Genomic DNA, 10,062 nt, shown 5'->3' with positions numbered 1-10,062 from the left:
ACGGCGATGCCTGCTTTCGCGGCAAGGTGGGCGATGGCGGTGAACACGGTGCCGCGCACCGCACCAGACAGTCGCCGGTTGAGGCTGCGTGACCGGCCATGCGCCTCGAGTGTGGCGAGGTCCTCGATGTAGATGGCGGTGGCGCCGACCGCGGTGGCGTGGTCGACGAGCCACCGCGCCGCCGACCAGGCAAGAGCGTTGTTGAGATGCCGGATTCGGGCGCACACCGCCGAATGCTCAGCCTCTAGGAGGGCAAGCTTCGCATTCAATGCCGCTGCGGCAGGGTTGTGGGTGGGCCGGCCGTCACGCAGCCGCGTCAGATGGTCGGCTTTGGTTTTGAGGTGTTCGCGGTGGCGGCGTAGCCGCACCAGTTTCGCCGACACACCGGTCGCGTCGAACCGCAACGGGCGCCCTGCACGACAACGGAGCCGTCCCGGTCGAGGTCGGCCACGGTGGCGGTCAGCAGGGTGTTCACCCCCCAGTCGACACCCAGGGCACGCGTGTGGCCGTCCACCGGCGGCGGGGTGTGCGGGGTCTGGCAGGGCAGGTCAACGCGAACTTTGCCGTCGCCGGGCCGCAGCGTCGGCGTGCACACTTTCACCCCGGCGGGCACGGTCGCCGGCAGCACCACGTCGAAGGCATGCCACACCCAGTCGCGGTATGCGGCCGGCGCCGGGCACATCGGGAGCTGCGCCCACACCCGCACCATACGGCCGTCGACCCGGTCGACGACGACCTGTTGCCGATCGGCCGCAGCCAGGCTCACCTGCCGCGCCACGGCCGGCGGACCCTCCAACTCACACAGGTCCGCCGGCAGGTGACCATGCATGTCGAACCGGACGAGCCGGACGCCGGGTCGGCGGTCGGTCGGCGCGGCTGCACGCGCTGGTCGACGAGCTGGACGCGCTGGAGCCGGCGTTCACCGGGTACGACCGGCTCCGCTTCGGGGGACCGACCTCCCGGGACAGCTGCGTCGACGCGGTGCGGGCCCGCTACCCGCGCTGCGAGTGAGCGAGCTCCGCGCGTTCGAAGACGCGTTCGCCCTGGTGCTGGACGGTCGCGGCGCCCAGGGTCAGCGCGGCGAGGACCAGGGCGAGCACGGCGACGGCCGGGCCACGTCGCGGGGTGGGCGGGTCGAGCAGGGCCCGTACCCGATTCGGGACGTCGCCCCCGGTCGCGGCGGTCAGGAGGTCGCCGGGGTGGCGCCGTCGGGCCAGGGCGGCCCGGGCCAGGGCGCGGGCGACCAGCCGGCGGTCCCCGAGTCGGGCGGCGGCGTCCTCGTCGGCCCACCGTTCGACGGCGTTGCGCAGCGTCCGGGCGGTGGGGGCGAGTGACGGGTTGGCCGTGGCGGCCAGGTCGACCGCGGTGATCCACCAGGCGTGCCGGTGGGACAGGTGAGATCCCTCGTGGGCGAGCAGTGCGGCGCGTTCGTCGGGGGCGAGGGCGCGCAGCATGCCGCGGGTGACCACGATGCGGCCGGTGGCCTCGGGGGTGGTGAAGGCGTCGGGAGTGTCGGTGTCGAGCACCACGAGGGAGCCGGGTTCGCCGAGTCGGCCGCAGTCGCGGTGCGCGGCGCGCATCGCCCGGGTCCGGCGGATGAGGAAGACGGCGGTGCGGGCGGCCGCGGCGGCGAGGGCGAGCAGGGCGGCGGCCGAGACCGGCCAGGGCACGGGAGCCTGCGACCGCAGCGCCTGGACCGACCAGGCGCCGGCCGCGGCGATCTCGGCGTCCTGGCCGATCCAGGTGGCGGCGACGACCGCGGCGGCGAACCAGAGCGCCGAGGTGACGAGGAGGCCTGTCGGCGCGAGGAGCCGCACGGCGAGGGCGGGTCGGAGGGTACGGCTCAGCCATGGGCCGCAGCAGGCGTAGGCGACGGCGGACGCCAGCACCACCCCCAGGGCGACGATCATGAGTCCGGCTCGGTCCGTTGGAGCAGGGTGACCAGCAGCGCCTCGTCCTCCGGCGTGAGCGAGCCGACGAAGCGGGTCAGGACGGCCGAGCGGTCGGTGTCGTCGTCGTCGAGCAGCCGACGCATCTGGTGGGCGGTCACCTGGGCACGGTCGCGTACCGCCTGGTAGGCGTAGGCGCGCCCGGCCGGGTGGCGGGTGACGCGCCCCTTGCCGTGCAGGCGGGCCAGCACCGTGGTGACGGTGTTGTAGGCCAGCCCGGCGTCGAGGCGCTCCCGGACCGTCGCCGGGGTGAGCGGCGCGTCCGCGGCGGCGAGCGCCGCCAGGATCTCGTGTTCCAGGTCGCCGTGCCGGCGGCGTCTGCTCTCCACCCGTCCCCCATCAACTACAAATCTTGTAGTAGTAAGCTCTGACCTACAAACATTGTAGGTGTCACTCGACGACGGGGAGCGGGATGGACGTCGGGCTGTTCGACGAGGTCAACCGGTTCGCGGTGGCCACCCCCTGGCTGCATGCCGCGGTGACTGGCTACGCGGCATTCGGCGTGGTGCTCTTCGCCGCCATCATGCTGGCCGGCTGGTGGTACGCCCGGCGCACGAGCGAGGCGGACCGGGTGGCGGCGGCCGTCCTCGCCCCGGTGGCGACCCTGCTGGCGGTGGCCGTGAACCAGCCGTTCGTGTCGGCGTTCCACGAGGCCCGCCCCTACACCAGCCACCCGGACATCCTCGTGCTCGCCACCCGCAGCACCGATTTCTCGTTCCCCTCCGACCACTCGGTGATGGCGGGCGCCGCGGCCGCCGCGCTGTGGTTCGTGTCCCGACGACTCGGCCTGGTCACCGCGGTCGCCGCGCTGGCGATGGGCTTCTCCCGGATCTACATCGCCGCGCACTACCCGCACGATGTCCTCGTCGGCCTGCTCCTCGGCGCCGTGGTCGCGGTCCTCGTCGTGCTGCTCGCCCGCCCGTTCACCACCCGGCTGGTCACCGCGACGGGTCGTACCGCGTTGCGCCCGCTGGTCACCGCCGAGCCCCCGACGCCGCCCGGTCCGGTCGTCGCCGCCGCCGGCCGGGAACGGACCCCGCCGGAGGACACCGGCCGGTGACCGCCAGGGCCGCAGTACGGCGGTCACCCGTCCTGGACCGCTCCGGTGACCCGGCGCGCCACCGCCAGCAGGTAGTCCTTGCGGTTGAGCGGGTTGTGGTCCCAGCGCGGCCGGCTCGGCACCGGCCCACGCACCGGCCGGTAGTGGTCGAACTCCGACTCCAGCATCCCCTCGCCCCGGGTCAGCGACGGCAGGCGCTGCTCCAGGGCGTGCACCCGGCCGGCCGGCACCTCTCCCTCCACCGGGTACGACGAGCCGCGCAGCGTGGAGCCGCGGGGCACCGCACCGAGCCCGGCGAGCACCGGCAGCACCGCGCCGAACAGATCCGCCGGCACGTCCAGGCGGAACCGGTGCATCGGCTCGTGCACCCGGGTGCCGGCCCGGGTGAGGGCGTCCATCAGGACCAGCGGGGTCAGGTTGCGGAAGTCCCCGGCGGTGCTGGACATGCTCTTGTCGAACACCCCGTGCGAGTGGCTCTGCCGGGCCCAGTACCCGCCGTGGGTCAGGGTGACCACGCAGTCGATCACCGCCCAGCCGCGCAGGCCCTGACGCAGGGTCTCCCGGACCGTCTCCTCGATGGCCTTGAGGAAGGCCAGCGGCATCGAGCCGAGTTCGATGCCGAGGCGGAACTCCACCCCGCTGTCGAGGGGGCCCGGTTCGATCCGCAGCCCCACGGTGGCGAGGAACGGGTTCGGCTCCCTGCCGATCCACTCCACGGCGGCGCCGACCCCGACCGGGCGTTCCACGCAGACGGTGGTGGTCTCCCGGAAGTCGACCCGCACGCCGTACTCGTCGGCGAGGGTGGCCTGGATGACCTCCTTCTGCACCTCGCCGTAGAGCGACACGGCGATCTCCTGCCGGATGTCGTCCTGCCGCAGGTTGATCAGCGGGTCCTGCTCGGCGAGCTGGGCGAGGGCCGAGTGCAGGGCCGCCCGCTCGGCGGCGCGGCACGGCACCACCACGGTCTCCAGGGTCGGCGGGGAGAAGTGGTGGCGGCCGGCCGGCCGGGCGGGCGGCGTACCGAGGAAGTCGCCGACCCGGACGTCGGCCAGACCCCACACCCGGGCGATCCGGCCGGCGCCCACCGCGGGGGCCGGCAGGGCGGTACCGGCCTCGAAGACACTGATCGCGGTGACCTTGGCCGCCGCGTCCCGCCGGAACGGGACCCGGTCGCGGACCCGCAGGGCGCCGGTGAAGATCCGGGCGTACGCGATCTTCTCGCCGGCCGGTCCGCGCTCGACCTTGAAGACCGTGCCGCACAGCGGGGCGGCCTCGTCGCCCTCCGCCGCCGGCAGCAGCTCGACGAGGCGGCGATGAGCGGCTCGACGCCGGCCCCGGTGATCGCCGAGCCGGCGAAGACCGGGTGTACCCGCGCCCGGCGGGTCTGCACGGCGAGCGCCCGGCGCAGCCGGTGCCCGGTCACCGCGCGCTCGTCCTCGACGTACGCGGCGAGCAGCGCGTCGTCGTGCGCGGAGAGCAGGTCGACGAGCCGGTCGGTGAACGCGGGCTCGTCGGGCCCGCGCGGGATGGTGCGGGCGGCCGGGGTGCCGCGGTCCTCGACCCGTACGGTCGCGACCACGTCCGGCGTCAGCTTCTCGGCGATCTGGCGCAGCACCCGCTCCGGGTCGGCGCGGCCGGTCGACCTTGTTGACGAAGATCAGGGTGGGGATGCGCAGCCGTTGCAGCGTCCGCATCAGCACCCGGGTCTGGGCCTGGACGCCCTCGACCGCGGAGACGACCAACACCGCGCCGTCGAGCACGCCGAGCACCCGCTCGACCTCGGCGATGAAGTCCGGGTGGCCGGGGGTGTCGATGAGGTTGACGGTGACCCCGTCGACGACGAAGGAGACCACGGCGGAACGGATGGTGATGCCGCGCTGCCGTTCCAGCTCCATCGTGTCGGTGCGGGTGCTGCCGTCGTCGACGCTGCCGAGCTCGTCGATGACGCCGGCGCTGTGCAGCAGCCGCTCCGTCAGGCTCGTCTTACCGGCGTCGACATGTGCCAGGATTCCCAAGTTCAACGTCTTCACGCAGCGTCATGTCCTCTGGGTAGGTGGTGATTCCCTTCTGGTGGGACATGGACGCTGCGCGCATTGCCTGGCTCCTCTGCTCGGTCTTTCCTGGTCGGATTGCAGCAGCCGGCCCCGGGGCCGGCAACCGATTAACCCGTCCGGGTGGGCGGTTGGCGCGGTGCGGGGGCCGTTGCGGCGGGGGATTCGGCGCTGGGATGCGCCGGCGGAGGGGCCCGCTGATTGTCGTTATTTCGCCAGCCCGTGCGTCTGGACGTGGTGCGGGTTGGTCATCACGCCGAGCACGTTGCCGAACGGGTCGACGACCGAGGCGGTGACGAAGCCGTGGCCCCGTTCGCGCGGCGGGTCGTGCACCGCGGCCCCGGCGGCCAGCAGGCGGTCGAAGGCGGCGGTCACGTCGTCGACGTGCCAGTAGACGATCGCCCCGCCGGGCCGGTCGGCCGCGCCGGGCGGCGCGAAGCGCCGGTCGATCAGGCCCAGCTCGTCCTGGTGGTCACCCAGGCGGAACTCGTAGTAGGCGGGGCTCCCGTCCGGGCCGGACCGTTCGAAGTAGGGCTCGAGGGCGAGCAGGTCGGCGTACCAGGCGCGGGCGGCCGGCAGGTCGTCGGCCCAGAAGCTGACGGTGGCGAGTCCTCGCAGCATGATCGGTCCCTCTCGTCGTCGGCGCGCTTGACCGCACGCTACGACCGGGGTCCGACTCTTTTCGCGGGCCGCCCACGCAGGCTCGCCCGCGAGGCCGGCCCGCTGCGGCCGCTACTGGGCCTGGCCGACCGTGGGGCGGACCGTGACCCGCTCCATGAAGGGGAAGCGCGTGGTGAGGTCGGCGAGGGTCGCGCCGGCCCGCCAGGCGGCGGCCACCTGGACGACCTGGACCAGGTCGGTGCAGTCGCCCCGGGCCTGGACCTCCCCCGCCACCCTGATGTCGATCATGAAGTATCGGGCCTGGGAGCCCAGTCCGACGCAGACGGTGCCCCGTTCGGAGGTCAGCTCGGCGCAGGTGAAGCGGCTGCGACCCTGCTCGGGGGCGGACACGCGGCCGACGTCGAGCTGGTGCTGAGCGGCCGTCGCGCCGAGCCCGGACGCCAGCCCGCCCCGTTCGACCAGGTCGGGGTAGAGGCGCACACCCAGCGCCGTCGACACGTCGCTCATGACTGACTCCCACTTCCTCGTGACAGAGACCAGCAGCGCGCAGGTTTCACGGAGGTTTCCGGCGCGCGTGTGGCCATCCTGTCCCTCCTGGACGGCCAGGGCAATAGGAACGGTCGATTCATCCGCGAATGGGGCGGAACGCCGTTGACACCTGGACGCCGGCCCTGGTCGCGGCCACGGACGCCACGAGCGCCGTCGCGGTCGATCTGCGGCAGCTCCGGTACGCGCTCTGACCGGCCGGCGGGAGCGGCCCCGGGCCGGCTCGCCTAGCATCGGCGGGCATGGCCCTCGTACGGTGTGACTTCTTCTCCGAAGCGCTGGGCATGGGCACCTCGATGACGGTGCTCCTGCCGGAGCGGACCTCGTCCGGGATCGGCATGGCCGGCAACCCCGCCGCGGGCGACCCGCCCGTGCTCTACCTGCTGCACGGCCTGACCGACGACGACACGATCTGGACCCGCCGCACCTCGATCGAGCGGTACGTCGCGCCGCTCGGGCTGGCCGTGGTGATGCCGAACGCCGACCGCAGCTTCTACACCGACGAGAAGCACGGCAACCGGTACTGGACCTTCCTCAGCGCCGAACTGCCCGAGGTGTGCCGATCGTTCTTCCGGCTCTCCGACCGGCGGGAGGACACCTTCGTCGCCGGGCTGTCGATGGGCGGCTACGGGGCGGTGAAGTGGGCGCTGCGCGAGCCGGGGCGGTTCGCGGCGGCGGCCAGCCTCTCCGGCGCGCTCGACGTGGCCGAGCGGCGGGAGCACCCGACCAGGCCGGTGGACCCGGCGGTCTGGCACACCGTCTGGGACGACCGGCAGGTGCCCGGCACCGACGACGACACGGTCGCGCTGCTGGAGCGCGCCGGCGACGACCTGCCCGCGCTCTACGTCGCCTGCGGCACCGAGGACTTCCTGTACGAGGACAACACCCGCTTCGTCGAGACGGCCCGGCGGCGCGGGGTGCCGCTCACCGTGGACTTCTCCCCCGGCGCGCACGACTGGGCGTACTGGGACGCGAAGATCCAGGACGTGCTGGCCTGGCTGCCACTGCGGCGCGACCGGCCGCCGGCCGCTGAACGTCCGGCGCCGGAGGGCTAGACGCCGACGGTGCCGTCGATCGCCTCGCGGAGGAAGTCGGCGTGCCCGTTGTGCCGGGCGTACTCGTGCATCATGTGCAGCATCACCAGCCGCAGCGACACGTCCTCACCCCAGCGGACCTGGTGGCCGGTCACGTCCAGCGACTCCGCCTCCCGCTCGATGCGGCGGGCGTGCTCGACCTCCCGCTGCCAGGCCTCGAACGCCTCGGACCGGCTGGCCCCGGTCGCGTCGTACGCCTCCTGGTAGTCGCCGCTCTCCGACCAGACCAGCGGGACGTCCTCGGCGTTGATCACGCGGCGGAACCAGGCACGCTCCACCTCTGCCATGTGCCGGACCAGCCCGAGCAGCGACAGCGTCGAGGGCGGGGAGGACTGCCGGCGCAGCTCCTCGTCGCTGAGGCCCGCGCACTTGAGGGCCAGCGTGGCCCGGTGGAAGTCGAGGAAGACGCGCAGCGTCTCGCGCTCCCCCGCCAGCAGGGGCGGGCCGATCCGTTCGGTCTCCACGAGGGGTCCTTCCTGGGACGACGGGAGGGCTGCTGGCCGGCCCGTCGAGGCTTGGCAGGGTTCGCCGGGGAGCCTAGTCTCAGCGGATCGATCCACCGCTGAAGGGATCATGTTGATGCACCCCCACATCAGACGTTCCGCGCTGGTCGCCTCGGTGGTCACCGCGGCGCTGGTCGCCGGCGGCACGACCGTCCAGGCCGCCGGCGACCCGTACGGGCACAGCGCCACCGCCACGGTCTTCGCCCCGAACCCGGTGCAGCAGCTCGGCGACCAGGGCCTGACCGACGCGAAGGACGCCGACTACCCGGCGCTGGCCGGCGCGTACCGGTCGGTGCTGCTGACCAACCTGGACGGTTCCGGCACCCTCACCGGGAAGTACGTCGCGGTGAAGAGCAAGACCGGCACGCCGGCCCGGGCCGTCGACGGCGGGTATCCGGGGTGGCACCGCGACGCCGACCAGTTCGAGCAGGTCATGGGCTACCACTGGGTGAACACCGCCCAGGCGTACCTGCAGTCGCTCGGCTTCGGCAGCACGCTGCGGCCGGTCAACCAGCGGCAGATCGAGCTGCGCATCGACCAGTACGGCGGCGACAACTCGTTCTTCCGCGAGGACAAGGCCAACATCACCCTGGGCAAGGGCGGCGTGGACGACGCCGAGGACGCCGAGGTGATCGTCCACGAGTACGGCCACTCGGTGCAGGACGGGCAGGTGCCCGGCTTCGGTACGAACCTCGAGTCCGGCTCCATCGGCGAGGCGTTCGGCGACTACCTGGCGGTCGTGGTGACCAGCTGGGCGACCGGCACGCCGACGAGGACCCCGGAGGCCTGCGTGGCCGACTGGGACTCGGTCTCCTACACCCGTACCGCCCCGCACTGCCTGCGCCGACTCGACGGCACCAAGGTCTACCCGCAGGACATGCGGGGCGAGGTGCACGCCGACGGCGAGATCTGGTCCCGCGCGCTGTGGGACATCCGCACCGCGCTGGGCGACCGCGCGGCCACCACGCTGATCGTGGAGGCGCAGTTCGACTTCGCCGCGGACACCTCGTTCCGGGACGCGGCGCTGGCCACGGTCGCCGCCGCGCAGCGGCTCTACGGGTCGACCGCCGCGTCGGCGACCCGGGCGGCGTTCGTCGCCCGCGGCATCCTCTGACCGGGCGCCGTCCCGGCCGGGCCACCGGGAAGTCGAAGTACGTCGTCGGGTACGGCTCGGCGGTGAGGCGGTAGTGCCACCACTCCCGCGGATAGTTCTCGAATCCCTGGGCGGTCATCAGCCGCCGCAGCAGCTCCCGGTTCGCCCGGGCGTCCCCGGTGATCCGCGGGTCGGCGGTGTGCGCGCGCGGGTCGAAGCAGTCGAACCCGGTGCCCATGTCGACCGAGTTGTCGGGGAACCGCCGCCCCGGCGGCGCGGTGCAGGCGACCAGCGGCTGTCCCGGCACGTACCCGGGCTGGGTGGGCGGCGGGACGGGGACCAGGGTGAGGTCGAGGGTGCTGCCCCGGCTGTGCGCGGTCGGCGCGCCGATGTACCCGTCGGCGAAGAGCTTCGACTTGGCCTCGTCGGGATAGAACTCGGCCTTCATCTGCTGCTCCCCCGGCACCTTCGCCCAGGCCACGAAGTCGTCGGCGGCCCGCTGGGGGCGGTAGCAGTCGTACACCTTCAGGCTGCGCCGCTGGGCGAGCGCGGCGGCCTGCACCCGGCGCAGGGCCTCCGCCGCCGCACGGGTGAGCAGGCAGAGCGCCTCGGGGTAGCCGGCGATCGGACGACCGACGAAGTTGTGCGCGGTGGCGTACCGGATGTCGCTGTGGATGCTCGGGTCGACGTCGGAGAGCGCCACGAAGTCCGCCGGGGCCTGCGGCCCGGTGGCGGTGGCCGAGGGCGACGGGCTCGGCGGGCTCGGCGGGGGCGGCGGGGGCGGCCCGGGTTGCTGGCAGCCCGCGTCGACGGCTGCCACGGCGACGAGCACGACCGCCAGGTGCCGAGCAGTACGCCGGGCCGCGCCGCACGCTCGTCTCCCGCTGCTCACGCTACTCACGCTGCCTGTCTACCGGACCCACCTCGGCGGCGACGGGCCAACTCGCAGACCCGGCACGTACGGCTCGGCCGGAGCGGAGCTACCCGCCCTGGCCGGTCATGGCCGAGCTGGTCCGCACGGCGTGCCGGCGACGCCGCGTGATCAGCACGGTTCCGCCGGCCACCAGCACCGCACCGAACCCGAGGAGCGGACCGATCCCGGCCCAGGGCGTGGCGGCGCCGGCCGGGCGCCGTGCAGGCCGGCC

The 10,062-nt window shown here is 73.5% G+C and carries 12 protein-coding genes and 1 pseudogene; 4 read left to right on the top strand and 9 right to left on the bottom strand.

The features are described from left to right. Both JNW87_RS28495 and JNW87_RS28490 read right to left on the bottom strand, forming a co-directional pair. Positions 1 to 383 (bottom strand): hypothetical protein (locus JNW87_RS28495; protein ID WP_238454713.1); only part of this gene is annotated, 383 nt, incomplete at its 3' end. Next, complete coding sequence (locus JNW87_RS28490; protein WP_201749738.1) at positions 317 to 778, bottom strand: hypothetical protein; 462 nt, start codon at positions 776 to 778, stop codon at positions 317 to 319. The genes JNW87_RS28490 and JNW87_RS28495, both read right to left, overlap by 67 nt. Between JNW87_RS28490 and JNW87_RS41730 the strand changes: the two genes are divergently transcribed. Further along, positions 661 to 1,011, top strand: coding sequence for a DUF6058 family natural product biosynthesis protein (locus JNW87_RS41730; RefSeq protein ID WP_109802914.1), 351 nt, complete (start codon positions 661 to 663; stop codon positions 1,009 to 1,011). The two genes, JNW87_RS28490 and JNW87_RS41730, sit on opposite strands and share 118 nt — an antisense overlap. Here the strand turns inward: JNW87_RS41730 and JNW87_RS28485 are convergent. Then, positions 993 to 1,910, bottom strand: coding sequence for a M56 family metallopeptidase (locus tag JNW87_RS28485; RefSeq protein WP_109802915.1), 918 nt, complete (start codon positions 1,908 to 1,910; stop codon positions 993 to 995). The genes JNW87_RS41730 and JNW87_RS28485 overlap by 19 nt on opposite strands. Continuing rightward, positions 1,907 to 2,278: a BlaI/MecI/CopY family transcriptional regulator gene (locus tag JNW87_RS28480; protein WP_109802916.1), complete on the bottom strand. Its 372-nt coding sequence runs from the start codon at positions 2,276 to 2,278 to the stop codon at positions 1,907 to 1,909. The genes JNW87_RS28485 and JNW87_RS28480 overlap by 4 nt, the downstream gene beginning before the upstream one ends. Before the next feature lie 83 nt (positions 2,279 to 2,361). Here JNW87_RS28480 and JNW87_RS28475 point away from each other — a divergent pair, with 83 nt between their 5' ends. Next, positions 2,362 to 3,009, top strand: a complete 648-nt coding sequence (locus JNW87_RS28475) for a phosphatase PAP2 family protein (protein WP_109802917.1) — start codon at positions 2,362 to 2,364, stop codon at positions 3,007 to 3,009. Between the two features lie 23 nt (positions 3,010 to 3,032). Here the strand turns inward: JNW87_RS28475 and JNW87_RS40275 are convergent, their stop codons facing one another. The 3 genes from JNW87_RS40275 to JNW87_RS28460 all read right to left on the bottom strand — a co-directional run bounded on the left by JNW87_RS40275 (position 3,033) and on the right by JNW87_RS28460 (position 6,188). After that, a complete protein-coding gene (locus JNW87_RS40275; protein ID WP_309234099.1) occupies positions 3,033 to 5,039 on the bottom strand; it encodes a TetM/TetW/TetO/TetS family tetracycline resistance ribosomal protection protein in 2,007 nt (668 codons plus the stop codon). Between the two features lie 228 nt (positions 5,040 to 5,267). Further along, a complete protein-coding gene (locus JNW87_RS28465; RefSeq protein ID WP_109802919.1) occupies positions 5,268 to 5,681 on the bottom strand; it encodes a VOC family protein in 414 nt (137 codons plus the stop codon). 111 nt (positions 5,682 to 5,792) lie between these two features. Beyond that, positions 5,793 to 6,188, bottom strand: coding sequence for a hypothetical protein (locus JNW87_RS28460; protein WP_109802920.1), 396 nt, complete (start codon positions 6,186 to 6,188; stop codon positions 5,793 to 5,795). 281 nt (positions 6,189 to 6,469) lie between these two features. On the opposite strand from JNW87_RS28460, the gene JNW87_RS28455 reads away from it, so the two are divergent. Next, a complete protein-coding gene (locus JNW87_RS28455) occupies positions 6,470 to 7,282 on the top strand; it encodes an alpha/beta hydrolase family protein (protein ID WP_109802921.1) in 813 nt (270 codons plus the stop codon). Here the strand turns inward: JNW87_RS28455 and JNW87_RS28450 are convergent. Then, positions 7,279 to 7,785: a DinB family protein gene (locus tag JNW87_RS28450; RefSeq protein ID WP_109802922.1), complete on the bottom strand. Its 507-nt coding sequence runs from the start codon at positions 7,783 to 7,785 to the stop codon at positions 7,279 to 7,281. The genes JNW87_RS28455 and JNW87_RS28450 overlap by 4 nt on opposite strands. Positions 7,786 to 7,900: 115 nt before the next feature. Here JNW87_RS28450 and JNW87_RS28445 point away from each other — a divergent pair, with 115 nt between their 5' ends. Next, entirely contained in the window at positions 7,901 to 8,938 is a 1,038-nt protein-coding gene (locus tag JNW87_RS28445) for a M36 family metallopeptidase (protein ID WP_109802930.1), read from the top strand. Between the two features lie 82 nt (positions 8,939 to 9,020). On the opposite strand, the pseudogene JNW87_RS28440 reads toward JNW87_RS28445, so the two are convergent. Next, a pseudogene (locus tag JNW87_RS28440) lies at positions 9,021 to 9,620 on the bottom strand (M15 family metallopeptidase); the annotation flags it as partial. Positions 9,621 to 10,062 lie beyond the last annotated feature (442 nt).

It is taken from the genome of Micromonospora sp. ATA51, assembly GCF_016802855.1.
In the GTDB taxonomy this organism is placed as follows: Bacteria; Actinomycetota; Actinomycetes; order Mycobacteriales; family Micromonosporaceae; genus Micromonospora; species Micromonospora sicca.
Note: the sequence above shows the minus strand (reverse complement) of the source record. Positions and strands in the feature narration are given on the sequence as shown.